Origin of the sequence: Streptomyces sp. 8N616, from assembly GCF_052246385.1 — a bacterium.
In the GTDB taxonomy this organism is placed as follows: Bacteria; Actinomycetota; Actinomycetes; order Streptomycetales; family Streptomycetaceae; genus Streptomyces.
This window is the reverse complement of the sequence record NZ_JBQQBY010000020.1, coordinates 113,159-139,445: the sequence shown is the minus strand read 5'-3', so window position 1 is coordinate 139,445 and position 26,287 is coordinate 113,159. Positions and strand designations below refer to the sequence as shown.

At 71.7% G+C, this 26,287-nt stretch carries 23 protein-coding genes and 1 pseudogene; 18 read left to right on the top strand and 6 right to left on the bottom strand.

Annotation, left to right across the window (positions count from 1 at the left end; translation table 11 throughout):
* Positions 1-13 precede the first annotated feature (13 nt).
* The 14 genes and pseudogenes from ACTWQC_RS20030 to ACTWQC_RS19965 all read left to right on the top strand — a co-directional run.
* Positions 14-934: a glycoside hydrolase family 16 protein gene (locus tag ACTWQC_RS20030; protein ID WP_443317096.1), complete on the top strand. Its 921-nt coding sequence runs from the start codon at positions 14-16 to the stop codon at positions 932-934.
* Between the two features lie 81 nt (positions 935-1,015).
* Entirely contained in the window at positions 1,016-2,263 is a 1,248-nt protein-coding gene (locus tag ACTWQC_RS20025) for an ROK family transcriptional regulator (RefSeq protein ID WP_443317095.1), read from the top strand.
* Between the two features lie 512 nt (positions 2,264-2,775).
* The gene (locus tag ACTWQC_RS20020) at positions 2,776-3,744 is read left to right on the top strand and encodes a sugar kinase (protein ID WP_443317094.1); all 969 of its coding nucleotides are present in this window, start codon (positions 2,776-2,778) and stop codon (positions 3,742-3,744) included.
* Between the two features lie 186 nt (positions 3,745-3,930).
* Positions 3,931-4,572, top strand: a complete 642-nt coding sequence (locus ACTWQC_RS20015) for a bifunctional 4-hydroxy-2-oxoglutarate aldolase/2-dehydro-3-deoxy-phosphogluconate aldolase (RefSeq protein WP_443317093.1) — start codon at positions 3,931-3,933, stop codon at positions 4,570-4,572.
* Positions 4,573-4,751: 179 nt separating this feature from the next.
* On the top strand, positions 4,752-5,471 hold the full coding sequence (locus tag ACTWQC_RS20010) for a GntR family transcriptional regulator (RefSeq protein WP_443317135.1): 720 nt from the start codon (positions 4,752-4,754) through the stop codon (positions 5,469-5,471).
* Positions 5,472-5,707: 236 nt separating this feature from the next.
* On the top strand, positions 5,708-6,715 hold the full coding sequence (locus tag ACTWQC_RS20005) for a substrate-binding domain-containing protein (RefSeq protein ID WP_443317092.1): 1,008 nt from the start codon (positions 5,708-5,710) through the stop codon (positions 6,713-6,715).
* A 144-nt stretch (positions 6,716-6,859) separates the two neighbouring features.
* Positions 6,860-7,873 carry a sugar ABC transporter substrate-binding protein gene (locus tag ACTWQC_RS20000; RefSeq protein WP_443317091.1) on the top strand — a complete coding sequence of 338 codons (1,014 nt, stop codon included), beginning with the start codon at positions 6,860-6,862 and terminating at the stop codon, positions 7,871-7,873.
* Entirely contained in the window at positions 7,870-8,925 is a 1,056-nt protein-coding gene (locus ACTWQC_RS19995; protein ID WP_443317090.1) for an ABC transporter permease, read from the top strand. Before ACTWQC_RS20000 ends, ACTWQC_RS19995 begins: the two co-directional genes overlap by 4 nt.
* 118 nt (positions 8,926-9,043) lie before the next feature.
* Positions 9,044-9,898 carry an ATP-binding cassette domain-containing protein gene (locus ACTWQC_RS19990; protein ID WP_443317089.1) on the top strand — a complete coding sequence of 285 codons (855 nt, stop codon included), beginning with the start codon at positions 9,044-9,046 and terminating at the stop codon, positions 9,896-9,898.
* Between the two features lie 80 nt (positions 9,899-9,978).
* Positions 9,979-11,118, top strand: a complete 1,140-nt coding sequence (locus tag ACTWQC_RS19985) for an ROK family glucokinase (RefSeq protein WP_443317088.1) — start codon at positions 9,979-9,981, stop codon at positions 11,116-11,118.
* Complete coding sequence (locus tag ACTWQC_RS19980) at positions 11,115-11,720, top strand: hypothetical protein (protein WP_443317087.1); 606 nt, start codon at positions 11,115-11,117, stop codon at positions 11,718-11,720. Before ACTWQC_RS19985 ends, ACTWQC_RS19980 begins: the two co-directional genes overlap by 4 nt.
* A gap of 36 nt (positions 11,721-11,756) precedes the next feature.
* Positions 11,757-13,154, top strand: a complete 1,398-nt coding sequence (gene pcaDC, locus ACTWQC_RS19975; RefSeq protein ID WP_443317086.1) for a bifunctional 3-oxoadipate enol-lactonase/4-carboxymuconolactone decarboxylase PcaDC — start codon at positions 11,757-11,759, stop codon at positions 13,152-13,154.
* A gap of 50 nt (positions 13,155-13,204) precedes the next feature.
* Positions 13,205-13,849, top strand: coding sequence for an MBL fold metallo-hydrolase (locus ACTWQC_RS19970; protein WP_443317085.1), 645 nt, complete (start codon positions 13,205-13,207; stop codon positions 13,847-13,849).
* Positions 13,850-13,879: 30 nt separating this feature from the next.
* A pseudogene (locus tag ACTWQC_RS19965) lies at positions 13,880-14,656 on the top strand (exodeoxyribonuclease III); the annotation flags it as partial.
* 84 nt (positions 14,657-14,740) lie between these two features.
* Here ACTWQC_RS19965 and ACTWQC_RS19960 read toward each other — a convergent pair.
* Positions 14,741-16,567, bottom strand: a complete 1,827-nt coding sequence (locus ACTWQC_RS19960) for a GDSL-type esterase/lipase family protein (RefSeq protein ID WP_443317084.1) — start codon at positions 16,565-16,567, stop codon at positions 14,741-14,743.
* A gap of 191 nt (positions 16,568-16,758) precedes the next feature.
* On the opposite strand from ACTWQC_RS19960, the gene ACTWQC_RS19955 reads away from it, so the two are divergent.
* Positions 16,759-17,202: a DUF6278 family protein gene (locus tag ACTWQC_RS19955; RefSeq protein ID WP_443317083.1), complete on the top strand. Its 444-nt coding sequence runs from the start codon at positions 16,759-16,761 to the stop codon at positions 17,200-17,202.
* 67 nt (positions 17,203-17,269) lie between these two features.
* On the opposite strand, the gene ACTWQC_RS19950 is transcribed toward ACTWQC_RS19955, so the two are convergent.
* Both ACTWQC_RS19950 and ACTWQC_RS19945 read right to left on the bottom strand, forming a co-directional pair.
* A complete protein-coding gene (locus tag ACTWQC_RS19950) occupies positions 17,270-18,970 on the bottom strand; it encodes a CocE/NonD family hydrolase (protein WP_443317082.1) in 1,701 nt (566 codons plus the stop codon).
* A 133-nt stretch (positions 18,971-19,103) separates the two neighbouring features.
* Positions 19,104-19,850, bottom strand: coding sequence for a hypothetical protein (locus ACTWQC_RS19945; protein WP_443317081.1), 747 nt, complete (start codon positions 19,848-19,850; stop codon positions 19,104-19,106).
* A 115-nt stretch (positions 19,851-19,965) separates the two neighbouring features.
* Here ACTWQC_RS19945 and ggt point away from each other — a divergent pair, with 115 nt between their 5' ends.
* Complete coding sequence (ggt, locus tag ACTWQC_RS19940; RefSeq protein WP_443317080.1) at positions 19,966-21,792, top strand: gamma-glutamyltransferase; 1,827 nt, start codon at positions 19,966-19,968, stop codon at positions 21,790-21,792.
* Between the two features lie 79 nt (positions 21,793-21,871).
* Here ggt and ACTWQC_RS19935 read toward each other — a convergent pair whose 3' ends face one another.
* Entirely contained in the window at positions 21,872-23,077 is a 1,206-nt protein-coding gene (locus ACTWQC_RS19935) for an erythromycin esterase family protein (protein WP_443317079.1), read from the bottom strand.
* 59 nt (positions 23,078-23,136) lie between these two features.
* Between ACTWQC_RS19935 and ACTWQC_RS19930 the strand changes: the two genes are divergently transcribed.
* On the top strand, positions 23,137-23,871 hold the full coding sequence (locus ACTWQC_RS19930; protein ID WP_443317078.1) for a TioE family transcriptional regulator: 735 nt from the start codon (positions 23,137-23,139) through the stop codon (positions 23,869-23,871).
* 202 nt (positions 23,872-24,073) lie between these two features.
* On the opposite strand, the gene ACTWQC_RS19925 is transcribed toward ACTWQC_RS19930, so the two are convergent.
* On the bottom strand, positions 24,074-24,274 hold the full coding sequence (locus tag ACTWQC_RS19925) for a hypothetical protein (RefSeq protein ID WP_443317077.1): 201 nt from the start codon (positions 24,272-24,274) through the stop codon (positions 24,074-24,076).
* 682 nt (positions 24,275-24,956) lie between these two features.
* Between ACTWQC_RS19925 and ACTWQC_RS19920 the strand changes: the two genes are divergently transcribed.
* The gene (locus tag ACTWQC_RS19920) at positions 24,957-25,610 is read left to right on the top strand and encodes a response regulator (protein WP_443317134.1); all 654 of its coding nucleotides are present in this window, start codon (positions 24,957-24,959) and stop codon (positions 25,608-25,610) included.
* A 153-nt stretch (positions 25,611-25,763) separates the two neighbouring features.
* On the opposite strand, the gene ACTWQC_RS19915 is transcribed toward ACTWQC_RS19920, so the two are convergent.
* On the bottom strand, positions 25,764-26,243 hold the full coding sequence (locus ACTWQC_RS19915; RefSeq protein ID WP_443317076.1) for a VOC family protein: 480 nt from the start codon (positions 26,241-26,243) through the stop codon (positions 25,764-25,766).
* Between the last annotated feature and the right edge of the window lie 44 nt (positions 26,244-26,287).

Here is a 26,287-nt window from a genome sequence, read left to right as displayed (position 1 = left end):
GGAGCAACCCCCCATGACCACAACGCCATCCACGAGCCCGGCCACGACCACGACCGCGAGTCCGCCGCAGCACCGACTCGGCCGTACGCGCAGGCGTACGCGGCTGGCGCTGGCCGCCGCCTGCGCGGCGGGTGCGACCGCTCTGACCGCGTCCCTCCTCGCGCCGTCCGCGCAGGCGGGCCCCGCCGCGTCCCCCGCAGCCGTCACCTTCAGCGACGACTTCGACGGCCCGGCCGGGAGCGCGGTGGACGGCAGCAAGTGGCAGCTGGAGACGGGCGACAACGTCAACAACCACGAGCGGCAGTACTACACGAGCGGGACGGACAACGCCGCGCTCGACGGCCAGGGCCACCTGGTCATCACGGCGAAGAAGGAGAACCCGGGCAACTACCAGTGCTGGTACGGCCGGTGTGAGTACACCTCGGCCCGGCTCAACACGGCCCAGAAGTTCACGCAGACGTACGGGCACTTCGAGGCCCGGATGAAGCTGCCGAGCGGGCAGGGCGTGTGGCCCGCCTTCTGGGCGCTGGGCGAGGACATCGGCAGTGCCGGCTGGCCCGCCTGCGGCGAGCTGGACATCATGGAGAACATCGGCAAGGAGCCCGGCACCGTCCACGGCACCCTGCACGGTCCCGGCTACTCGGGCGAGGGCGGCATCGGCGCCGGGTACACCCTGCCGAACGGGCAGAAGTTCTCGGACGACTTCCACACCTTCGCCGTCGACTGGTCCCCCGACTCCATCACCTGGTCCGTGGACGGCAACGTCTACCAGACCCGTACCCCGGCGGACCTGAACGGCAAGAAGTGGGTGTTCGACCACCCGTTCTTCCTGATCATGAACTTCGCGGTGGGCGGCTACTGGCCGGGCGACCCGGACGGGAGCACGGTCTTCCCGCAGCAGCTGATCGTGGACTACGTACGGGTCACGGCTTAATGCGCAACCTGAGTTAAGCGGTCGGTCCAAAGTCCCCCCACCTCTCCCGCAGGCTAGGTTCTCTGCGGGAGGGAGAACACCATGGGCGAAGGGAACCGACGGACGGTACGCGATCTGCGGCGCACCAACCGAGCCGCCCTGCTGCGGCATCTGTACTTCGAAGGACCGCTCAGCAGACAGGAGTTGGGCCCGGCCACCGGGCTCAGCTCCGGCTCGGTGAGCAACGTCGTCGGTGAGCTCGTCGCCGACGGCCTGGTTGAGGCGGTCGGCTCCACCGCCTCCGACGGCGGCCGCCCCCGCACGCTGCTGCGCGTCGCGCCGTCCAGCGGCCATCTCATCGGTGTCGACGTCGGCGAGACCCGGGTCCGCGTCGAGTTGTTCGACCTCGCGTTCTCCGAGATCTCCGGCGCCGACCTCCCGCTGGCCGGGCAGGGCCACGACGTGGACCTCGTCGTCCACCTCATCCTCGACGGCCTCGCCACGGTCCTCCGCGAAGCCTGCCTCCCGGCCGGGGCCATTCTCGGCGTCGGCGTCGGGGTGCCCGGCATCGTCGACGCCGCCGGGCCGGACGGGGCGGTCGTGCACGGGCAGACGATCGGCTGGGACGCCGTACCCCTCGAAGCGCTGCTGCGCCGCTCCACCGACCTGCAGCTGCACATCGACAACGGCGCCAAGACCCTTGGGCGCGCGGAGACCTGGTTCGGCGCCGGGCGTGGCGCGCGCAACGCCGTCATCGCCCTGCTCGGCTCGGGCGTCGGCGCCTGCGTGGTCGCCGACGGCAGGCCGTACCAGGGCGCGTGCAGCAGCGCCGGCGAGTGGGGCCACACCACCCTCCGGGTCGGCGGCCGCCGCTGCCGCTGCGGGGCCCGCGGCTGCCTCGAGGCGTACGTCGGCGCGGCGGGCGTACTGGACCGCTGGCGCGAGGCGGGCGGCGACCCGCGCGGGCGCGACGAGGAGTCCGCGCTCGCCGAGCTGCTCGACACGGCCGACGGGGGCGACCGTACGGCGGTCGCAATCCTCGACGAGACCGCGGAATTCCTCGGCGCCGGCATCGCCGACCTCGTCAATCTCTTCAACCCGGAGCGGATAGTGCTCGGCGGGTGGGCGGGGCTGCTGCTGGGGCCGCGGCTGCTTCCCGCGGTACGGACGGCGGCCGCGGCGTACGCGCTGCGCCACCCGTACGCGCAGACCTCCATCGAGCTGGGGCGGCTCGGCCCGGACGCGGTGACGGTCGGCGCGGCGACCCTGCCGGTGGGCCGCTTCCTGGACACGGGCGGCACCCCGGCCCCCGAACGCATCCCGGTGGCCTCCGCCAACCTCACCCCCTGACCCCGCCCGCCGCCCCGCCCTTGAGGGGCGGGATGCGCAGTCCCGCGCCTCCGGCGCGGGGGGTTCCCACCCGCCGTCCCCTATGAGGGCGGGTGGGTGGCCCGCCGCGGTCGCGGCTGATGGGTTGCTGGGGGACGCTGCGCGGCGAGGCGGGTGAGGGCCGCGGTGGCTGCGTTTGCGGTGCGGAGTTTCACCCACCCGCCCTTTCAAGGGCGGGTGGGTGGGAAACGCGGCGTGAAGCGCCGCCAGCAGGAGCGCCGGCGTTCGGCGTGTTGTGGGCTGCCGGGGCGTCGTCGTCCGTTCGTACGCGGGCGTGGCGGGTAGCAGGCATGGCGGGCGCGAACGGTGCGGCGCGCGCCCCGCCCGCCCCGTATGGCATACCGCGCGCTGGGCCGGGAACCCCGTGCCCCGGCGCGCCCGTTGTCAGTGGCGGCCGGTACGGTTTCCGGCAGATGCGAGCGTTCGGGGCGTAGACGTCGTACGAGGCGTACGGGAGAGCGGCGGAGGCAACGGTGGGAAACGGACCCGAGGTGGTCACCTGCGGTGAGGCGATGCTGCTCATGCTCGCCGAGCCAGGCGTCCCGCTCGACCGCGCCGTGCACTTCCGCCGCTCCGTCGCCGGCGCCGAGTCCAACGTCGCCGCCGGACTCGCCCGGCTCGGCCACCGCACGCGCTGGATCGGCCGGGTGGGCGCGGACCCGGCGGGCGAGGCCGTGCTGCGCGAGCTGCGGGCCGACGGCGTCGACGTGTCGTACGCGGACGTGGACCAGGACGCCCCCACCGGCCTGTTGCTGCGTGACAGCCACCCCCGGCGCGCCATCGACGTCCAGTACTACCGAGCAGGCTCCGCCGCCTCCCACCTCGCGCCCGAGCACATACGCCCCGAGGCGCTGGAGGGCGCCCGGCTGCTCCATGTCTCCGGGATCACGCCCATGCTGTCGCCGACCGCCGCGGAGGCGACCACCCGGCTGGTCGAGCTGGCCCGGGAGGCCGGTGCCGCCGTCTCGTTCGATCCGAACGTGCGGCGCAAGCTGGGCGGCGCCGCGCAGTGGGCGCAGACCGTCGGCCCGCTGCTCCGCGAAGCCGATCTCGTCCTGGCGGGGGAGGACGAGCTGGAGCTGCTCACCGCCATGACCGCCGACAAGGCCGCGGCCGAGCTGCTGCACGGCGGCCGCGCCCGTACGATCGTGATCAAGCGCGCTGACCGCAGCGCGACCGCTGTCACCGACGGCGCGCAGTGGACACGGCAGCCCTTCGACGTGCCGCTCGCCGATCCGGTCGGCGCGGGCGACGCCTTCGCCGCGGGCTACCTGTCCGGCCGGTTGCGCGGGCTGCCGGAGCCGCGGGCGCTGGCCGAGGCGGCCTGCGTCGCGGCGCTCGTCGTCCAGGCCCCGGCGGACACCGACGGTCTGCCGACCGCCGCCGCCCGGGACCGCGCGCTCGCCGCCTTCACCGGCGGCGGCGATTCCGTCCACCGCTGACCCGAGGGCCCAGCGGTCGGCGCGGCAACCAGCCCGCAGACCCAGGCCCCGGCCAGGCCCGGCCCCGTACGACGCACCACGCACACGCATCACGCGCAATGCACCCCACGCCCGCACCCCACGCCCCGTACCCCGCACCCCGTACGACCCCCACCCGCGCCCGACCGAGAAAGGCGGCCGACTGCCGTGTACCGCTGGGAGATCACCCGTGCCGCGCTGGCACAGCGGGTCTTCGCCATCATCCGCACCGAGAGCTACGACCAGGCCGCCGCCACGGCCGACACCCTGATTTCCGCGGGGATCAGGAGCCTCGAGATCTCGCTGACGACCCCCTTCGCGCTGGAGGCCGTCACGACCCTCACCCGCGAGGTCGGCCAGGAAGCGCTGATCGGCGCCGGAACGGTGCTGGACGTCCCGTCCGCGCGGATGGCGATCGACGCCGGCGCGCGCTTCCTCGTCTCGCCCGCCCTGGACGCCGAGGTGATACGCACGGGCCACCGCTACGGCGTCCCCGTCTTCCCGGGCGTCGCCTCCCCCACCGAGATCGTGCGGGCCATGGAGCTCGGCGCGGACGCGCTCAAGGTCTTCCCGGCCTCCGACCACAGCCCGCGCTGGATCAAGGACATACGGGCCGCGCTGCCGCAGGCGCCGCTGCTGCCCACCGGTGGTGTGACGGTCGAGGACGCCCCGGACTGGATCGCGGCGGGGGCGGTCGCGTGCGGGATGGGTGCTGCGCTTGCGGAGGGTGACCGCGACGCGGTGGCCAAGCGGGTCGCGGATCTCCTCGCCCGCCTCGCGGACGCGGCCCCGGCCGCCACGAACAGCTGACCAACGGCGGGGGCCACACCGCACGGCCGACACCGCCGCAGATGCCGCCGGGATCGCACGCTGCACCTTTTGTCCGGACAACCGAACTTCACGACTTCCCGTCATCTGTCCTTGCGGCTAGTCTCGCCTGCGTGGTGAAGCAGCAAGCGGCAGGCCCCACCGGGTCTCTCCAGCTCAGCGTGGATCGCAGCAGCCCGGTCCCGCTCTACTTCCAGCTGTCCCAGCAGCTCGAAGCGGCGATCGAGAACGGCAAGCTCGCGCCGGGCAGTCTGCTCGGCAACGAGATCGAGCTCGCCGGCCGGCTCGGCCTGTCCAGGCCCACCGTGCGGCAGGCCATCCAGTCGCTGGTCGACAAGGGGCTCCTGGTGCGGCGCCGGGGGGTTGGAACCCAGGTCGTGCACAGCCAGGTCAAGCGGCCGCTGGAGCTGAGCAGCCTCTACGACGACCTCGAAGCCGCAGGTCAGCGGCCTGCCACCCAGGTGCTGCGGAATACCACGGAGCCCGCGTCCGCCGAGGTCGCGGCGGCGCTCGGGGTCCCCGAGGGGACCGACGTGGTCATGGTCGAGCGGCTGCGGCTCGCGCACGGCGAGCCCATGGCGCATCTGCGCAACCACCTGCCCGTCGGCCTCCTCGACCTGAACACTGCGCGCCTCGAGGCCACCGGCCTCTACCGCCTCATGCGCGAGGCGGGCATCACCCTGCACAGCGCCCGCCAGGCGGTCGGCGCGCGTGCCGCGACCGCGGACGAGGGGGAGCAGCTGGGCGAGCCGGAAGGGGCGCCGCTGCTGACGATGGAGCGGACGACCTTCGACGACACCGGCCGCGCGGTCGAGTTCGGGTCCCACATCTACCGCGCCTCCCGTTACGCCTTCGAGTTCCAGCTGCTCGTACGGCCCTGAGCCGGGCCCCGCTCGCCCCGTGCTGCTCGTACGGCCCTGAGCCCGGCCCCGCTCGCCCCGCGCTGCTCGTACGGCCCTGAGCCCGGCCCGCCTCCCCGCCGCCCCGGCGCCCGCACCGCGCCCGCCCCCGACCCCGCCCTGCGCTTTTCCCGCTCGCCATATGGACGGAGCGCGTCGCCCGCAGCTAGAACTCCTCCAGCCGCAATGACGCGGCCCAGGAGGAAGGCGGACCCACCATGGCGGGCACACCCCGACGTCGTACGGCTGCGGTACTCACCGCGGCGATCACGCTCGCGCTCGCGGTCACCGGGTGCAGCAGCTCCGGCGGCAAGCAGGCCGAGGACGAGTCCGCGGGCGGCGGCACCGGCAAGGGCGTGCACACCCCGCGACTGAAGATCGCGATGGTGACGCACTCGGGCGAGGGCGACACCTTCTGGGACATCGTCCAGAGCGGCGCCAAGCAGGCGGCGGCCAAGGACAACGTGGAGTTCCTCTATTCCGCGAACAAGGAGGGCGACGAGCAGGCCCAGCTCGTCAGGACCGCGATCGACCGACGCGTCGACGGCCTCATCGTCACCCTCGCCAAGCCCGACGCCCTCAAGGCCGAGGTCGAGAAGGCCGTCGAGGCCGGGATCCCCGTGGTCACCATCAACTCCGGCGCCCAGTTCTCGGAAGGCCTCGGCGCCCTCTCGCACATCGGCCAGGACGAGGCCGTCGCGGGCGAGGCGGTCGGAGAGGAGCTGAACAAGCGGGGCAGGAAGAAGGCCCTCTGCGTCATCCACGAGCAGGGCAACGTCTCGCTCGAGGAGCGCTGCGCGGGTGCGAAGAAGGTGTTCGAGGGGTCGCTGGAGACCCTCAACGTCGAGGGCACCAACATGCCCGCCACCCAGTCCTCCATCGAGGCGAAGCTGCAGTCCGACAAGGACATCGACACGATCGTCACCCTCGGCGCGCCCTTCGCCGCGGCCTCCGTCAAGGCCAGGGAACAGGCGGGCAGCGAGGCGGAGATCGACACCTTCGACCTCAACGCGCAGGTCGTGAAGTCGCTCAAGGCCAAGGAGATCGGCTTCGCCGTCGACCAGCAGCCGTACCTCCAGGGCTACCTCGCCGTCGACGAGCTGTGGCTCTACACGACCAACGCCAACGTCCTCGGCGGCGGGGAGCCGGTGCTCACCGGGCCCGCGATCGTCACGGAGAAGGACGTCCCGCGGCTGGAGAAGTACACCGCGCGCGGCACCCGATGATCCCCCATGGCCTGAACGGCATGGGGGGGAGCCCGATCGGCGAGCACCCGTAACGGATACTTGGGCGCCGGCCGGGGCCGGTCCTTCCGGCACCCGCCGCACCAGGAGAAGCAGCAGGCAGCACAGGGAGAGGGGCACGTCTTCGTGGCAAGGGTTCGGACAGGCGTACGCGCGATGGGTGCCGTGCTGGCGGTCGTACTCGGTGCGTCCCTTGCGGGGTGCAGCAGTACGGGTGGCAAGCGCGCCGAGGAGCGGGCGGCGGCGCAGGCCGCCGGGGGCCGGGCCGCGGTGAACACCCCCCGCTGGACCTTCGCGATGGTCACCCACTCCGGTGACGGGGACACCTTCTGGGACATCGTCCAGAGCGGCGCCGAGCAGGCGGCCGCCAAGGACAACATCACGTTCCTCTACTCGCACCACGACGAGGCCCAGCAGCAGGCCCAGCTCGTGCAGACCGCGATCGACCGACGCGTCGACGGCCTGATCGTCACGCTCGCCAAGCCGGACGCGATGAAGGACGTCGTCGCCAAGGCCGTCAAGGCCGGCATCCCCGTGGTCACCGTGAACTCCGGCTCCGAGCAGTCCGAGGACTTCGGCGCCCTCGCCCATATCGGCCAGGACGAGGCCGTCGCGGGCGAGGCGGTCGGCGAGGAGCTGAACAAGCGCGGCAGGAAGAAGGCCCTGTGCGTACTGCACGAGCAGGGCAATGTCGGCCACGAGCAGCGCTGCGACGGTGCCCGTAAGACCTTCGACGGCGAGCTGGCGAACCTCTACGTCGAGGGCACCAACATGCCCGAGGTCCAGTCCTCCATCGAGGCCAAGCTGCAGGCCGACCCAAGCATCGACTCCGTGATCACGCTCGGCGCACCCTTCGCGGCCACCGCCGTCAAGGCGAAGGAACAGGCGGGCAGCGAGGCCGAGATCGACACCTTCGACCTCAACGCCGAGGTCGCCCGGTCCCTGAAGGACGGCGCCCTCGGCTTCGCCGTCGATCAGCAGCCCTACCTCCAGGGCTACGAGGCCGTGGACCTCCTCTGGCTCCACCGCTACAACGCCGACGTCCTCGGCGGCGGCCGCCCCGTGCTCACCGGACCGCAGATCATCACCGAGAAGGACGCGGCCGCCCTGCAGGAGTACACGAAGCGGGGGACGCGATGACGGCCCCGGCCAAGACACCGGCACCCGCACCGACCACCGACGACAGGCTGCTGGAGACCTCGCTGCTGCGCCGCCTCATGGGCCGGCCCGAACTGGGCGCTGTCGTCGGCGCCGCGGCCGTCTTCGTCTTCTTCGCGCTCGTCGCCGACAGCTTCCTGCGCGCGCAGAGCCTCAGTACGGTCCTGTACGCCTCGTCGACGATCGGCATCATGGCCGTACCGGTCGCCCTGCTGATGATCGGCGGCGAGTTCGACCTCTCGACGGGCGTCATGGTGACGTCCTCGGCGCTGGTCTCCTCGATATTCAGCTACCAGATGACGGCGAACGTCTGGGTCGGCGTCGGGGTCTCGCTCCTCGTCACCCTCGCCATCGGCTTCTTCAACGGCATCATGCTGGTCCGCACGAAGCTGCCGAGCTTCATCATCACGCTCGGCACGTTCCTCATGCTGACCGGCCTCAACCTCGGCTTCACCAAGCTGATCAGCGGCACGGTCTCGACGAAGTCGATCGGCGACATGGAGGGCTTCGAGTCGGCGAAGGCCCTCTTCGCCTCCCGCCTCAGCGTCGGCGACGTCGACCTCCAGGTCACCATCCTCTGGTGGGCCGGTCTGGTGGCGGTGGCCACCTGGGTCCTGCTGCGCACCCGCGCCGGCAACTGGATCTTCGCGGCGGGCGGCGGCCCGCACGCCGCCCGCGCCGTCGGCGTCCCGGTGTCCAGGACGAAGATCGGCCTCTACATGGCCGTCGCCTTCTGCGCCTGGATCTCCGGACAACACCTGCTTTTCTCGTACGACGTCGTCCAGTCCGGCGAGGGCGTCGGCAACGAGTTCCTCTACATCATCGCGGCCGTCATCGGCGGCTGTCTGATGACCGGCGGCTACGGCTCCGCGATCGGCTCGGCCGTCGGCGCCTTCATCTTCGGCATGACCAGCAAGGGCATCGTCTACGCGCAGTGGAACCCCGACTGGTTCAAGTTCTTCCTCGGAGCGATGCTGCTCCTGGCCACCCTGCTCAACGCATGGGTCCGCAAGCGGGCGGAGGCGCGTTCGTGAGCGACGCACGCGAGGCCGCCGGGCCGCACCCGACAGCGACGCCCGCACCTCTGCGCCGAGCGGGCGGAGATGGGGGTACCTCCCAGGCGGCAGCTCTGGGGGAGAACAAGGAGACACGGTGACGACACCGAAGACGGCAGCGGCAACGACCCCCGCCCCCCTGGTCCGGCTCGCGGGCGTGAGCAAGTTCTACGGCAGCATCAAGGCCCTCCAGGGCGTCTCCCTCGAGGTCCACGCGGGCGAGATCACCTGTGTCCTCGGCGACAACGGCGCGGGCAAGTCCACCCTCATCAAGATCATCGCAGGGCTGCACCGGCATGACGCCGGCTCCTTCACCGTCGAGGGCGAGGAGACGGCCCTCGGCTCCCCGCGCGAGGCCCTCGACCGCGGCATCGCCACCGTCTACCAGGACCTCGCCGTCGTCCCGCTCATGCCGGTCTGGCGGAACTTCTTCCTCGGCTCCGAGCCCACCCGCGGCAAGGGCCCGTTCCGCCGCCTCGATGTGCAGCGGATGCGCGAGACGACGCGCAGCGAGCTGCTCCGTATGGGCATCGACCTGCGCGACGTCGACCAGCCCATCGGGACCCTGTCCGGCGGCGAGCGCCAGTGCGTGGCCATCGCCCGCGCCGTCTACTTCGGCGCCAAGGTCCTCGTCCTCGACGAGCCGACCGCGGCCCTGGGCGTCAAGCAGTCCGGGGTGGTCCTGAAGTACGTGGCCGCGGCCCGGGACGCCGGTCTCGGCGTGGTGCTGATCACGCACAACCCCCACCACGCGTACCTCGTGGGCGACCACTTCGTCCTCCTCAAGCGCGGCACCATGTCCGGCAGCTACCCCAAGGAGGAGATCGCCCTCGACGAGCTGACGCGCCAGATGGCGGGCGGCTCGGAGCTGGAAGAGCTCAGCCACGAGCTGAAGCGCGCCCCGGTCCCCGACCATCTCAGGGCCGCGGGCGAAGCCGCCGAAGGGGAGTGAGGAAGCCGCTCCCCTGCCCATTTGGCACAATCGCCACCAGCACGGAAAGCACCGAATGCCCGCAACCACCTAGGGACGAGATGAGCACGTACCGCGAGCTCGCGCACCGCGGCTCGGCCAGGGCGACCGTCCTCCGCACCGTCGGCACCCGCGAGCGCCGCTCGCACCTCTCCGCCCCTCGCGTCCCCACGGTCGGCATCGACATCGGCGGCACCAAGGTCATGGCCGGAGTCGTCGACGCGGACGGCAACATTCTCGAGAAGGCGCGCACCGAGACCCCGGACAAGTCCAAGAGCCCGAAGGTCGTCGAGGACACCATCGTCGAGCTGGTCCTGGACCTCTCCGACCGGCACGACGTACACGCGGTCGGCATCGGTGCGGCGGGCTGGGTCGACGCCGACCGCTCCCGGGTGCTCTTCGCGCCCCACCTGTCCTGGCGCGACGAGCCGCTGCGCGACGCGCTCGCCGCCCGCCTCGCCGTTCCCGTCATGGTCGACAACGACGCCAACACGGCCGCCTGGGCGGAGTGGCGGTTCGGCGCGGGCCGCGGCGAGGACCACCTCGTCATGATCACGCTCGGCACCGGCATCGGCGGTGCGATCCTCGAGGACGGCCAGGTCAAGCGCGGCCGGTACGGCGTCGCCGGCGAGTTCGGCCATATGCAGGTCGTGCCCGGCGGCCACCGCTGCCCGTGCGGCAACCGCGGCTGCTGGGAGCAGTACAGCTCCGGCAACGCCCTGGTCCGCGAGGCCCGCGAGCTCGCCGCCGCCGACTCGCCGGTCGCGTACAACATCATCGACCGTGTCGGCGGCCACATCCCCGACATCACCGGGCCCCTCATCACCGAGCTGGCGCGCGAGGGCGACGCCATGTGCGTCGAGCTGCTCCAGGACATCGGCCAGTGGCTCGGCGTGGGCATCGCCAACCTCGCCGCAGCTCTCGACCCTTCCTGCTTCGTCATCGGCGGCGGCGTCAGCGCGGCCGACGACCTGCTCATCGGCCCGGCCAGGGACTCCTTCCGCCGCCACCTCACCGGCCGCGGCTACCGGCCCGAGGCCCGTATCATCAAGGCTCAGCTCGGCAACGAAGCAGGACTCGTCGGCGCCGCGGACCTCGCCAGGCTCGTCGCCCGCCGCTTCCGCCGCGCCACCCGGCGGCGCGTCGAGCGGTACGAACGCTACGAGCGTTACGCGCAAGGCCTCCGAGGGAGCCGACGATGACCATGGACGACCGCCCGGCCGTCCCCCGCCAGACCCCGTCCGACCCCGGAGACGCTGGAGAGGGCGGGCAGCCGCCGAACCGCCCCAGCACCCGCCGCCGCATTCTCACCCTGCTCATCGTCGTCCTGCTGATCGGCATCCCGGCGGGCTATCTGGCGATCTCCGCGGAGCAGAGCCGGGACAGCGGCCGGGACAAGGAGGGCAAGGCCGCCGCCACCGGCCTCACCGAGGGCTGGCCGTCCAAGGTGACGCGCCGCATCTACGACGTGCCCATCCCGCCGTACTCCGCCGAGGTCGCGTACTACGAGACCAACTCCTGGAAGATCAGCAAGCTGTACGTGCAGTTCGTCACATCCGATGAGGGTCTCGACAGGTTCCTCGGCCGGATCGGCACGAGCCGGGCCGCGCTCGATCCGGGCAGGGTCACCATCAGCGCCAGGGAGGCGGCGGCCGTGGGCTGGAACCTCGGCCCGAGCGGCGCGGCCGACTGGGCCGGCACGGTCCACAAGCACCCCGAGCCCCAGCCCCTGCAGGACATCACCGTCGATCTCAGCAACAAGGCCCACCCCAAGGTCTACGTCGTCTCCACCGTGACCCCCTGACCCGTTCCGCCGGGACCGGCGGATAGCGTGACAGGCGTGAGCGAGACGAAGACCCTTCAGCACCGGATCGACGGCCCGGACGACGCCCCCGTCCTCGTCCTCGGCCCAGCCCTGGGCACGACCTGGCACATGTGGGACCGGCAGGTACCCGAACTGGCCCGCCGCTGGCGGGTGCTGCGCTACGACCTGCCGGGCCACGGCGGCGCGCCCGCCCACCCCGCCACCTCGGTCACCGAACTCGCCGACCGCCTCCTCGCCACGCTCGAGGAACTCGGCATCGAGCGCTTCGGCTACGCGGGCTGCGGCATCGGCGGCGCGGTCGGCGCCGACCTGGCCCTGCGAGAGCCGCAGCAGGTCGCCTCTCTCGCCCTGGTCTCGGCCTCCGCCCGCTTCGGCACCGCCGACGAGTACCGCCAGCGCGGCGTGATCGTCCGTACGAACGGGCTGGAGCCGATCGCCCGCTCCGTCCCCGAGCGCTGGTTCACGCCCGGCTTCACGGCCGCTCAGCAGGCCATCGCCGAGTGGTCCGTGCAGATGGTGCGCACCACCGACCCCGGCTGTTACATCGCGGCCTGCGAGGCCCTCGCCTCCCTCGACATCCGCACCGCGCTGGAGCGGATCGGCGTGCCGACGCTCGTCCTCGCCGGATCCGAGGACCAGGTCACCACACCCGCGGACGCGCGCGTGCTGGTCGCCGGGATACCGGACGCCCGCCTCGCGCTCGTCCCCGGCACCTCTCACCTGGCGCCCGTCGAGCAGCCCGCAGCCGTCACCGACCTGCTCGTCCGTCACTTCGGCATGGCCTGGCAGGAGGGCACGGCGGCGATCGCCGCCCCACCGCTCAAGCCGGTCCTGGCCCCCGTCGCCCCGCACAGCGGGCCGCAGACCGGGACCGAGGCCGCTCACCAGCCTGCTCACCAGACCAGTCACCAGACCGGAACCCTGACCGGTCTCCGCACTGGGACCCGGACCGGCGCCGCGGTCCGGTCCGCCGGCCGCCCGCTTGCCGAGATCGGCTCCGCCGAAGCGCCCGCGGAGGTCGTGACCGGCCGCCAGGACCCGTACGAGCAGGGCATGAAGGTACGCCGCGAGGTGCTCGGCGACGCCCATGTCGACCGGGCCTCCGCGGCCGCGGACGATTTCGCGGCCGAGTTCCAGGAGTTCATCACCCGCTACGCCTGGGGCGAGGTGTGGACCAGACCCGGGATCGACCGCCGCACCCGCAGCGTCATCACCCTCACTGCCCTCGTGTCCGGCGGTCACCTCGACGAGCTGGCTTTCCACACCCGCGCCGCGCTGCGCAACGGCCTGACCCCCGCCGAGATCCGGGAGGTGCTGCTGCACACGGCCGTCTACTGCGGCGTACCGGCGGCGAACTCGGCGTTCCGGGTGGCGCAGGAGGTCATACGTCAGGAGACGACGCCCCAGGAGTAGATTCCCTGGCGGGACACGCCACGCCACAGGACCCGTCGGAAGGACACCCCGTGCAGCTGACGAAGAAGGGCCACGCCTGCATCCGGCTGGAGAAGGACGGGCGGGTGCTGGTCATCGACCCGGGCGCCTTCAGCGAGGAGGACGCGGCGGTCGGCGCGGACGCGGTGCTGGTGACCCACGAGCACCTGGACCACTTCAACGAGGACCGGCTGCGGACCGCTCTGGACGCCAACCCGGCCGCGGAGATCTGGACCCTGCGCAGCGTCGCGGACCAGATCGCCGCGGCCTTCCCCGGGCGGGTGCACACCGTCGGCCACGGTGACACCTTCACCGCCGCCGGCTTCGAGGTCGAGGTGCACGGCGAGCTGCACGCCGTGATCCACCCCGACATCCCGCGCATCACCAACGTCGGCTACCTGGTGGACGGTTCGGTCTTCCACCCGGGCGACGCGCTCACCGTCCCCGGCCGCCCGATCGAGACCCTGATGCTGCCGGTGCACGCCCCCTGGAACAAGGTCGCCGAAGTCATCGACTACCTCAGGGAAGTCAAGCCGCAGCGCGCCATCGACATCCACGATGCGCTGCTGACCGACATCGCGCGGACGGTGTACGACCGGTTGCTGGGCCCAGACGGCCCGGGCGTGGGCGGGGCGCACCACGGCCGCATGGCTCCGGGGGAGTCGCTCGCCCTCTGACTGTCGGAGGCGGGCGGTACATTCGTCTCCATGCGCATCGCCACCTGGAACGTCAATTCGATCACCGCGCGGCTGCCGCGGCTGCTGGCCTGGCTGGAGAGCAGCGGCACCGACGTGCTGTGCATCCAGGAGACCAAGTGCACCGACGAGCAGTTCCCGCGCGAGCAGCTGCGGGAGCTCGGGTACGACTCGGCGGTCAACGCGGACGGCCGGTGGAACGGCGTTGCGGTGGTCTCCAGGGTCGGCCTCGACGACGTGGCGCGCGGCCTGCCCGGCGGCCCTGAGTACGACGGTGCGCAGGAGCCGCGCGCCATCGCGGCGACCTGCGACGGCGTCCGGGTCTGGTCGGTGTACGTGCCGAACGGCCGTGAGGTGGACCACGCCCACTTCGCCTACAAGCTGCAGTGGCTCGACGCGCTGAGCGGCGCCGTGGCGGGCGACGTGGCCGCCGAGCGCCCCTTCGCGGTGCTCGGCGATTTCAATATCGCGCCGACGGACGAGGACGTATACGACCGATCGGCATTCGAGGGCCTGACCCACGTCACGCCGGTCGAACGCGCCGCCCTGGAGGGGCTGCGCGGGCTCGGACTCTCCGATGTGGTCCCGCGCCCGCTCAAGTACGACCACCCGTACACGTACTGGGACTACCGCCAGCTCTGCTTCCCGAAGAACCGGGGCATGCGGATCGATCTCGTCTACGGCAACAAGGCCTTCGCGGGCGCGGTCAAGGACAGTTACGTGGACCGCGAGGAGCGCAAGGGCAAGGGCGCCTCCGACCACGCCCCGGTCGTGGTGGATCTGGACGTCTCATATCCGGTTTTGGGGGCATTTGTTCCGCTGGGCGATGGGGGGACCCCCCATCGCCCAGCGGAACGAATGCCCCCAACGCCGTTACGGCATCAGCTTCCGCAGGTCGATCGACTCCGCGAGCGCCCGCAGCCCCGCGTCGCCGGGGTGCAGGTGGTCGCCGCTGTCGTACTCCGGCAGCATCCGCTGCGGCCGCTCCGGATCCCGGATGACCACGTCGAAGTCCAGCACGGCGTCGAACGCCCCGCCGTTCTCCCGGATGAACGCGTTGACGGCGGTCCGCCGTGCGTCGACTTCCGGCGTGCAGTCCGGGAAGCCCTCGCAGGGCGCGATGGTCGCCCCGACCACCCTCAGCCCCCGCGCCCGTGACCGCTCCGCGATGGCCCGCAGCCCCGCGATCACCTGGTCCGGCGAGGCGCCCCAGCGCACGTCGTTGACGCCCTCGAAGACCACGACCGTACGGGCACCCGTCTGGGCCAGCACGTCGCGGTCCAGCCGGTGCTGGGCGCTCACGCCTCCCGTGTCCGTGCTCACGCCGTCGCCCGGGTAGCGGTCGGTGACGATCCGGTTCGCGGAGATCCCGTGGTTGAGCACGCCGTAGCGCGGCACCTCGCTCTGCCCCTGGAGCCGCCGCGCCAGCACGTCCGGCCACCGCCGGTTCGCGTCGACCGTCGACTTGTCCCCGTCGGTGATCGAGTCGCCGAGCGCCACCACGGACCCCGGGCCGCCACCGGTGTCGACCCCGGTGAGGAACGGCCAGCTCGCCAGCGATCCGGTGAACGCCTCCGCCCCGCTGTCGCCGGTACGGTCCCCGCTGCCCGCCGCGCTCAGGTACGAGACCTGGTTGGTCCTGCTGTGCACGGGAGCGGCCGTGATCCTCTCCGGCAGGTGCAGGCTGACCAGCAGGTTCGTATCCGCGGGCACGGGCAGGTCCAGCGGGTCCGTGAACGCCTCGGCCCCCGCGGGGATCCGGGTCCCCGGCCGTCCGCCGAACGCCAGCCGCCGCGGTGCCCCGTCGGCCGCGGCCCCGGAGGCCTGGACGGCGACCGAGGCGTGCCCGATCCGTACCGGCGCGGCCGCGAAGGTGTTGGCGAGCCGGATGCGGATGCCGCGGCCGCCCGCGCTGGTGTGGACGACGAGCCGCAGCGTCTGGTCGGTCCACGGCCCGACCGCCGGGTATCCGGAGGTGCTCGCCGACCATGTCCCGGTCCAGCCGTGCGCCGGAGTGCGCACCGCGGCCGCGAAGACGTGCAGATCCGCGGCGGGCCACGGGTCCCGCGGCAGCACCACGGACGCGATCTCGCGGCCGCGCTCGACCGGCACGGTCACCGCGTACAGCCGGACCTTCTCGGTGCGCTGCCCGCCCGGGGCGTTGATGTGGGGGAGTGCGACGGCCTTGGTGCTCAGCGGCCCGCTGCGCCAGTCCGGGGCGGTGAGGGTGTACGAGGTGCTGCCGCCGTCCCGGTAGCGCACGGTGCCGGTGCCGGTCACATCCCCGCCCGCCCCGGTGCCCGCGACGAGGAACGACAGCGCGTCGCCCCGGCCGCCCAGCCGTACCGCCTGGCCGTCCGCCCGTACGTTGTCGGGCTTCCCGGCGGCGGAGCGGGGCCAGGTCAGCCGGGCTCCGTCGAGGGCGAGCGTACGGCCCGGGGTCCAGCCTGCGGCGGACAGGTCCTGGGCGGACAGGGACTGGCCGGAGCCGTCGAAGTCGGCCTCCGAGGGGCGGGCGTCGTCGCTGACCGCCGTGTTGTCGAAGAGCCGCTCCAAGGGGAGCGGCTCCGTGCGGGTGGCTGGTGCAGATGCCTGTGCGAGCGGGGTCTGCGCGAGTGCGGGGGTACCCGCTGCGGCGATGGCGACGGCCGCACCTCCCGCGACGATCCCGATGGTCCATCGTCTTGCCACGAGCAGCATGGCCGTCCCCTCCCGCATCCGCAGTGATCCGACAGGTGCGGGATGAACGTAGGGAGGCAGCTGGAGACCGTCAATGATCCCGGTCTGAACTACGGTTGAATTCCCGCCGTCGGCCGCCCTCGTGCGCGGCCCGGGTGGTGGACAGGCGCGCCTGTGGTGCACACCGGGGGCTGGATGCGAACCTGAGTGGTATGAACATCCCTTTCCTGGCCGGCTGGCGCAGGCGGCACGATGACGCGGAGCGGGGCGCGTCCGTGACGGTCCCGCCCGAGGTGGACCCCGAAGGGGTGGCCGAGCTCCTCTCCGAGTGCGAGCTGCTGCGCAGCCAGGCGGCGAGTGCAGGGCTCGAACTCGACGACTCCGCTCGCTCGTTGGAGGCCCTGGACCAGTTGCTGCCGCGCTGGCGCGACGACCCGGAGGAGCTGCCGTGGCTCGGCAACGACGCGGGTCTCTACCTGGGGACCGTGATCGTCCGGACGGTCCCGGGGGCGGTGTGGCAGGTGTGGCCGAACGGTCAGCCGGTGGTGAAACTCGCCACGGGCCGCGAGATCAACGTCGTCGAGGCGGGCCTCGACTGGGCCATCAGCGGCGCCCCCGAGCTGTCGCAGGTCTACGCGGAGGCGTCCGAGGGCTGACCGCATCCGCCCTCCCCAGCGGCCGCTGGGGAGGGCGGGTCAAGGAAAGATCTCCGCTGGGGGAGCCCTAGGGGGTCGGCTGCTCAGCGCCCAGTGGCACTGACACGTACGACGGGTCGTCGGCGGGCGACGAGAACGTGAGCCGCGACCAGTCGGGGTTGTGTTCGGAGTAGAGCGGGTCGACGGTGTCGACGACGAGCGCGAGGCGGTGCCCGGCCGGGACGTCGTACGCCGTCGAGAACAGCTCCAGGTCGACGGGGAACGGCCGGCCCGGTGTCCGGCCGTGGAAGGTGATCGGGGCGGTGGTGACCAGTTTGCCGAAACCGAGCGGGCCCACGTCGTAGAGGTACGCGACGGCGGTGCCGCTCGCGTGCGTGGTCGTGATGTTGGTGTGCAGCTTCACGGTGCCGCGGACGCGCTGCTCGGAGTCGTACCGCTCGGACTGCCAGACGGCGGCGAAGGCGCGGGGGAGCAGCGGGACGGCGGCGACGGGCGGCAGCTTGAGGAACTGGTCGAGCGCGCTGGAGAGGATGACGACGCCGCCGTTGGCACCGGAGTCGACGTTCGCGAAGATCTGCTTCGTGCCGTCGAGGGGTATCCGCCGGGTCCGCGACGGTACGGCCGCCCAGCTCTCGTAGCCCTCGTAGCCGCCGTTGGAGCGGGACTTGAGCTGTACCGGGGGCTCGTCGTCGACGCCGTTGGCCGTGCCCTTGAGGTGGTGGTCGAGCCAGCGGCGGGCGTTGTTCCAGGTGTCGTTCGGCAGGCCGAGCAGGCCGCCGATCTCGGGGGTCGCGTGGTCGCCGGGCCGGAACTCCAGGCGCTTGGGAACGGTCAGCTTCTCGTAGAAGTCCGCGTACTGGTTGGGCGGGAAGATGGTGTCGCCCCACGCGTTGCCCAGCATGATCGCGGCGCCGTTGGCGTTGATCCGGTCGATGTAGGTGGCGGGGGAGCGCTTGCGTCCCCACGCGATCAGCTCGGCCTCGTCGTCGATGTCGGAGTCGAGGAACTGGCGCAGCAGGCGCTGGAACTCCGGACTCGGCCGGCCGGTGAGATAACCCGTGCCGGCGAGGAACCCGGCGGCCTGGACGTGCTGCGTGCGGCCGCTGTAGATGGAGTCGACCAGGTCGGCCCAGCCGCTCATCGCGACGACGGCCTTGATGCGCTTGTCGAATCCGGCGGCGAGCAGGCTGATTCCCGCGGCGTACGACATGCCGGCCATGCCGATCCGCTCGGGGTCGGCCGGCGTGTTGGCCAGCGCCCAGTCGATGACCTTGGAGACGTCGGCGATGTCCGGCGGCCCCGCGACCTCTATGTAGCCGCCGGACTGCCAGAAGCCGCGCACGTTGTAACTGAGCACGATGTAGCCGGAGTCGGCGAGCTTCTGGGCCTGGGCGAGGTACTGCACCTGCGGGATGGCCCAGCTGGTGGGCAGTACGACGAGGGGGTGGCGGCGCGTGGTGGCGCCGCCCCGGCCGCCGTCCTCGCCGCTCGGCATGACCACATTGGCCTTGAGGACGGTTCCGCCGTCGCCCGGGATGTCGACGAACCGTACGTTCGGGGCCTTGGTGGTGGTGGTCGCCGTCGCGGTGGACGTCGCGGTCGCGGTGGTCGTCGCCGTCCCGGTCGCGGTCGCGATCGTCGGCGTTCGGGCAGGTGCGGTGGCTCCGGCCGCCGGTGCGAGACCGAAGGTGGTCCCGGCGAGTACGGCGGCCGAGACGGCACCTACGGCGGAGGTGCGGAAAGCCGTGCGCGGGTGAGGGTGTCCCATGGGTCGGCTCCTGACGTCGGTGCTGACGTGGGGGTGTCAGCACACACGCTGCAAAGTGACCCGACGGTAACCTCTAGGGGCTACTGCTGGTAACAAAAAAGCGAGTTACGCGTCAGTAACAATCCTGACTCTGTCAACTCGCCGCCCTGTGGGGGTTCTTGGGTGCGGGCGCCGGTGACGTGGCGGCGCGGGTGACGTCCGCGACCAGCTCGACGACATCCGGCCCGTACGCGTCGGAGTTGACGACCTTGAGCAGCAGGCAGAAGGAGTTGTTGCCGTACTTGCGCGCCAGCCTGGTGTGGTGGCGGGCCAGATAGCGCACCGCGGCGTGATTGGCGTTGGAGTGCTGCCCGGAGGCGAGGAAGACCGGGCGCCCCTCCTGCCTGGCGGTCAGCCGGGCGAGCAGCACGTGCTCGACCGTGCCCTGCTGCATCCGGTAGCGCTCGCTGCCGACCCTGAAGGCACCGCGGTCAGGCCCCGGTTCGCTGTCCGTGTTGACCTCGATGCCGGGGAGCAGCGAGCGCAGATGCGCCGCCATCCGCTGGTTCGACACCGGGCCGCCGATGCAGAACTCCGTACGCTCACCGAAGCCCTGCTCCGCCGCATCGTGCGCGACGATCTGGGCGTTCGCGCCGCAGTCCTTGATGATGGCGGACAGCTCCAGGAGGGCGAAGACATCGCGCCGGGCGACGGTCCAGCCGGTGCCGCCGGCAGCCCGGTGGACCACCAGCAGGCATTCGGAGTTCGCGGGCAGCCCGAAGAAGCGCTGCTTGCGCCGGAGTCTGCGCCGCCACAGGTAGGTGCGGGCGAACCAGCCGATGGCGGCGCTGATACCGGCGGCTATCACGCCGAGGAGGATGTTGCGCACGTCGTCGTTCATGGGCCGCGATCGTAGCGGTGCGCGCACCCGTGTTCGAGGTGAGCGACCATGCTGCTGACGGTGGACCCGCGCCGCGGTTAGGCTGCGGGCCACAGCCGCCCAGTGGAGGTCACGTATGCGCCGTTCCGCCGTCCGGAGTCTGTCACTGCTGGCCGCGGGCGCGGCCGTGGTCTCCATGGCCGCCGCTGCCGCGCCGCCGACGCGGCCCGGCGATGCCGCGGCGGAGGCCCGTACGCCCGCCAAGTCGCCCGTGGCGGTGGGCTACGGCGGTGCGGTGGCGAGCGTGGACCCGGACGCCTCGGCCGCGGGCATAGAGGTGCTGCGGCGCGGCGGCAACGCGGTGGACGCGGCCGTCGCCACCGCGGCGGCGCTCGGCGTCACCGAGCCGTACTCGGCGGGTGTCGGCGGCGGAGGCTACTTCGTCTACTACGACGCGAAGCAGCGCACCGTCCGTACGATCGACGGGCGCGAGACGGCGCCGCTCAGCGCGGACAAGGACCTCTTCGTCGAGGATGGCAAGCCGATCCCCTTTGCGGAGGCGGTCACCAGCGGCCTGGGCGTCGGCACCCCCGGCACGCCCGCCACCTGGGACGCGGCGCTCGACGCGTGGGGCAGCAAGTCCCTCGGCCAGGTGCTCGGCCCGGCGGAGCGGCTCGCCCGCGACGGCTTCACGGTCGACGAGACCTTCCGGAAGCAGACCGCGGACAACGAGGCCCGCTTCCGGGACTTCCCGGCCTCCTCGGAACTCTTCCTTCCGGGTGGGCGGCTGCCGGTGGTCGGCTCGACCTTCAAGAACCCGGATCTGGCCCGGACGTACGCGCAGCTGCGCGAGCACGGCTCCGACGCGGTTTACGAGGGCCAGCTGGGCCGGGACATCGTCGACACGGTCCGCAAGCCGCCGGTGGACCCGGGTGCGGAGCGGGTTGTACGGCCGGGCGATGTGCGGGCCGATGACCTGCGGTCGTACGCGGTGAAGCGCCAGGCGCCGACGCGGACCTCCTACCGCGGCCTCGACGTGTACGGCATGGCGCCCTCGTCGTCGGGCGGCACGACGGTGGCCGAAGCGCTCAACATCCTGGAGAAGACGGACCTTTCGAAGCTCAGCGACCGCGACTACCTCCACCGCTATATCGAGGCGAGCCGGATCGCCTTCGCGGACCGGGGGCGGTGGGTCGGGGACCCGGCGTTCGAGGACGTGCCGGTGAAGGGCCTGTTGTCGCAGCGCTTCGCCGACTCGCGGGAGTGCCTGATCCGCGACGACGCGGTCCTGACCAGCCCCGTCGCCCCCGGCGACCCGCGCAACCCCACCGCCTGCGACGCGGGCGGTGGAGCCGCGCCCACGACGTACGAGGGCGAGAACACCACGCATCTGACCGCCGCCGACAAGTGGGGCAACGTCGTCGCGTACACCCTCACCATCGAGCAGACGGGCGGCAGCGGCATCACCGTGCCGGGGCGCGGCTTCCTGCTCAACAACGAGCTGACCGACTTCTCCTTCGCCCCCGCGAGTCCTGAAGTCCACGACCCGAACCTGCCGGGCCCGGGCAAGCGCCCGCGCTCGTCGATGTCACCGACGATCGTTCTGGAGCACGGCCGCCCGGTGGTGGCCCTGGGCTCCCCGGGCGGCTCGACGATCATCACGACCGTGCTCCAGACCCTGACGGGCCACCTGGACCGCGGCCTGCCCCTCGTGGAGGCCATCGCCGCCCCACGCGCCAGCCAGCGCAACGCGGCGACGACGGAGCTGGAGCCCGGCCTCTGGAACAGCCCGCTGCGCGCCGAACTCGAAGCGCTCGGCCACGTCTTCAAGCAGAACCCGGAGATCGGCGCGGCGACCGGCATCCAGCGCCTCCCGGACGGCCGCTGGCTCGCGGCGGCGGAGAAGGTCCGGCGTGGCGGCGGTTCGGCGATGGTGGTACGGCCGACCGGCGCGGGGAGTTAGGGCGTTTCCTTCGGATCATCGTGCGGTCGAGAGAATGCAGGTGATCGCGGATGGCGCGGGAGGAGTAGGCGGAAACGCCCTAGCTCTGCGGGACGTCCTTGACGAACACGATCACGTCGTTTCCTGCCAAGTGGGCCGGGTCCAGCGCGGAGTAGCCGAACCAGGGCGACACGCGGGCGGCGGGTCGCGCGGCGCCGAGGGCGGCGGCCAGCCGGGGGGCGTCGACGACGTAGCGGTCCTCCGGGAGCGCGTACAGGAGTCCTTCGACGGTGTCCGGTGGCGGGGTGTCGACTCCCTGGTGCCGAATTGTGCCGAGGGCCGTGGCCAGGAAGGCGTACTCCTTCCCCACGCGGGCGTTCACGAGTGCGCCGGCGCTCCACCACTCCAGCAGTGGCTGGTCCCACATGCGCATCGTGCTCTTGTCGCGCTGGAGATGGCTGTTGTGGGCGTGGACCAGGGTCGGGTTCCGTTCGGCGACGGCGAGGAGGTTGTCGGCCATCATCGAGTCCCGCAGCCCGATCAGCCGCGTCATGCGGGCCGGTGAGGTGTCGGCCATCCAGAAGTGGTAGCGCAGCAGGCCGGTGGCGGTGCGCCCGTACAGGCGCGCCCGGTCCCAGTCGTCCCGCGAGGTCGCAGTGATCAGGTGCGGCGTCTGAGCGTCGAGCAGCGCCACCAGATCGTCGGCGAGCAGCCGCAGCTCCCTGGCTTCGGCCGACTGCCCCGCGGACTGGGCCGGGTCCATCATCGAGGCGGGATTGGTCCACTGGTCGTCGGCACCGAGCAGGCGGTCGAGCGTGTCCGCGGTACAGGGAAGCAGATCGGCGTCCACCCGGGCCGCGAGGTAGCCGTGGAGTGCGGTGAGGGCCTGCCGGGGGCTCGCGGCTCCGGCGATCTCCAGCGGGCCGTCGAAACCGGCGAAGCGAACCTGCTCGGATGTTGGCCGGCCGTCGTTGTACGCCCTTATCCAGCGCACGAGTTCGCGGTTGGCCGCGGACGCGCCGAACCCGTGGCTGAATCCGCGGTCCATGACCTCGTCGAGAGTGCCCGTGCCCGAGGTGACGTAGTCGTCCACGACCAGGCCCATCATGCAGTCGCTCTCGATCGCGATCGTCCGGTAGCCCTCCTGCTCGACGAACTGCCGGAAGAGCTCGTTGCGCACCTCGAGCAGAGTGTCCTCGCCGTGGGTGGGCTCGCCCAGGGCGAGCAGCCGCGGCCGGGCCGGGAGCAGCTTCATGACGGTGGCGGCCTCAACGGCATGGGCGGTTTCCTGGATGTCAGTAGCCATGCCTTCAACGGTATCGTTGAACTCACGATTGAAACTTCCGGCGGGATATCGGCAGGACCATGGGACGAAACCTTCAAAGCGGGGAGCGGCTCAGGCCGATTGACCTGGCGCGCGGGCATGGCCTGTCCACGCAGGCGATCAGGAACTACGAGGAAGCCGGCATCCTTCCGGCCGCCGATCGCACACCCCACGGCTACCGCACCTACACCCCGCTCCACGCACGGGCCCTGCGCGCGTTCCTTGCCCTGGTGCCCGGCCACGGCCACCAGACGGCGACGGCGATCATGCGGGCGGTGAACCAGGGCGTGGCCGAGGAGGCGTTCCGCCTCATCGACGAGAGCCATTTCCAGCTCCTCGACGACCGCCGGACCCTCCAGGCCGTGGAGAGCGCCCTCCGGGACCTGGCGCCCACCACCGCGTCCGAACCCGACGCGGCGGTGTCCGGGCCCAGCGGCACGTTCATCGGGACGCTGGCGGGGCAGCTCGGGATCCGGCCCGCGACGCTGCGCAAATGGGAGCGCGCCGGGCTGGTGCGCCCGCGCCGCGACCCACGAACCGGGTACCGCGTCTACGACGAGGCCGACGTACGAGACGCCCGGCTGGCCCACCAGCTCAGGCGGGGCGGCTACCTGCTGCGGCAGATCGCCCCGCTGATCGCCCAAGTGCGGGCAGCGGGCGGACTGGAGCCGCTGGAGGCCGCACTGGGCGACTGGCGCCGCCGGCTGTCCGCCCGCGGGAGGGCGATGCTGACCGGGGCCGCCGAGCTGGAGGCATACCTCCGCGAGCGCGGATGAGACTTCGGTCGCCGGCCGAAGAGAACACGGGGCACCAACGGCTCCGTCCCCGGCTGACCCGTCCGCCGATGCCGGCCTGATGCAAGACCGTCACCATCTACCTCGCGGACTCCACATCGCATGCATCTCCATCCGGCCCGCAGATGATCCAGAAGAGGCGCCCGAGAGCCGCCCGGCGCCCGTGCCCGGGCGCCGGCGGGCGCTAACCGATGATGGTGTTGAGGAAGACGACCAGGGCGAGGAAGGCGCCGGCACCGGTGAGTACGGCCTGAGCCCACGGAGCCCCGGCCAGCACGGCCAGGGCGCCGGCCGCTCCCGCGCCGACGACCCCGGAGAGCAGGATCACGGCGGCTCGCAGGGACAGCAGCGGCTCCGGCCCCGACCCGGTCTGACGTTGATCCACCGATGCTCCTCGGAACCGTCTTCCCTGTCTTCCTCGCCTTCCATGAATGCTTACCGATGTCTGAGTATCTTGTACACGGCGTTCGACGAAATCTGACAACATAGGACGCCAGTCCTCAACTTCACGGCGTGCAGGGGGACTTGGCCGTAGGTTTTTCGAGCACTGTCAGAAAGTGTCAGACGGTGCTGTCAGGCAGTGCCTCGAGGGCGGCAGGTCCTCGGTCGTTCTGGAGATTCGGATGGCCCGCATACGCAGACCCGACGTGACACCCGGGCCCCTGGCCGACCTCCTGGCGGCTCTGCGCTCCCTGCATCTGCGCGGCGGCGAGCCCAGCATGAGGGAGATCGCCAACAGGACGCGTCTGCTGAGCCATGACACGGTCCATCGCGTGCTCACCCGTCCCGAGGTGCCGCGATGGAACTCCCTGGAGCCGGTGGTGACGGCACTCGGCGGGGACGTCGAGCGATTCCGCGACCTCTGGGTGGCGGCCCGCCTCGCCGAGGAGGACGTGCGCAGCGCGCCCCGCGGGGCAGAGCCCCCGTCCCCTGCCTCCGCACCCGGTCACGCCGGACGCGTCGCCCCTCTGCCCCCGACTCGTACCGATGGCCACGGCCCGGCGGCGGTGCCGGTGCAGGACGCCGCTCCGTCGCCCGCCACCGGTGCGCCGGGCGCTGTGCGCGTGATGGTCGTTGACAGCCATCCGCTGTGGCGCCGAGAGGTCACCGCCGAACTGGCAGGCGCGGGTTACGACGTCGTCGCCACGGTCGGCGACGGAGCCGAGGCCTTGCGCCAGGCGCGCACGGCGGAGCCTGACGTGGTCGTCATGGGGCTCCTGCTGCCGGATATGCCAGGTGCCCGGCTGTGCCATGAACTGACGGCCGGTCAGCTCGCGCCGCACGTCCTGATCTTCTCGGCCAGCGGCGAACCGACGGATGTGCAGGAAGCCGTGACGTCCGGCGCCTCCGGCTATCTGCTGAAGTCGGCAACGGTCGACGAGCTGGTGGAAGCCGTACGCAGGACGGCCGCGGGTGAGCCGGTGTTCACCCCAGGGCTGGCGGGCCTGGTGCCCGGCGAGCACGGCCGCCCGCCCGCCGCACCGCAACCCGGCGCGGACGGCCCGGCGAACCCGGGCGACCCGCCACAACTCTCCTATCGCGAGACCGAGATCCTGCGCCTGGTCGCCAATGGCCTGACCTATAAGCAGGTCGCGGAGCACTTGTACGTCTCGATCCGCACCGTACAGAACGTTGTGCACCGCATCATGAGCAAGCTGCAGCTGGACAGCCGCATGGAGCTGGTCCGGTACGCCATCGAGCACGGCTTGGATGAAGGCTAGGCCCGTCCGCTCATCCAGCGTGAAGAATCCGGGCAGAGTGCGAGTCGCACCGCCGACCGCGGCCGCGACGCAGGGCGGCGCGGTCACCGGGGATTCGTTCGGCGCCCGCGCCACCTGGCATCCGGGGGCACCTGCAGGCGGTGCCGAGCGCGCTTACTCGCCGGCGTGGGCCTTCTGGAGTGCGGCGATGTCGAACTTGACCATCGAGAGCATCGCCTTGGTGGTTCGCGTCGCCTTCACCGGGTCCGGGTCGCTGATCATGTCGATGAGCCCGGAGGGGATGACCTGCCAGGACACGCCGTACTTGTCCTTCAGCCAGCCGCAGGCGACTCCATGGCCACCTTCGGTCAGCTTGTTCCAGTAGTAGTCCAGCTCTTCCTGGTCGCCGCAGAAGATCTGGAACGAGATGGCCTCGTTGAACGTGAACTCCGGCCCGCCGTTCAGGGCGACGAACTTCTGGCCGTTGAGCTCGAAGTCGACGGCCAGAACCGAGCCGGCGGGCCCCGGTCCGGCTTCGGTGTAGCGGCCGACCCTTCCGAGCTTGGAGTTCTTGAAGATCGAGGTGTAGTAGTTCGCCGCCTCTTCGGCCTGCCCGTCGAACCACAGGCACGTGGTGAAGCCGTCGGTGGTCATCGGTACCTCCTGCAGGTGAGCGTGTTACGAGTACCGACCGATCT